Origin of the sequence: Pseudoalteromonas piscicida (assembly GCF_002744175.1) — a bacterium.
Lineage (GTDB): Bacteria > Pseudomonadota > Gammaproteobacteria > Enterobacterales > Alteromonadaceae > Pseudoalteromonas > Pseudoalteromonas piscicida_B.
Map to the genome: position 1 here is coordinate 1 of NZ_NKHF01000135.1, position 302 is coordinate 302.

1 pseudogene is annotated in these 302 nt (G+C 43.0%); it reads right to left on the bottom strand.

Annotation, left to right across the window (positions count from 1 at the left end):
• A pseudogene (locus CEX98_RS22090) lies at positions 1-270 on the bottom strand (transposase); the annotation flags it as partial.
• Between the last annotated feature and the right edge of the window lie 32 nt (positions 271-302).

Below are 302 nucleotides of genomic sequence, written 5' to 3' on the forward strand. Positions count from 1 at the left end.
GGCTTTATCCGACAGTCGCTTAGCCTTTTTATCGTCAACATATAAAACAGTGTGAGTGTGATTACTCATCACAGCATAACCACATACGTCAATACAAAATACCGCTCCCAACATCAAAAGCTTTTCTTCCACCCAGCCTCGACGGTGTTCATAGGATTTACCAGTCAGTTTATCCTCTCCACACAAAAAGGCCTGTCTGACGCAGCGGGAGATACAGTGGTAGTATTTGGTGTCGGTTAAACTGATTTGTTTTTTACGGGCAGTAGCCATAGTTTGGTTTCCTCAATCCTTTGAGTGATGAA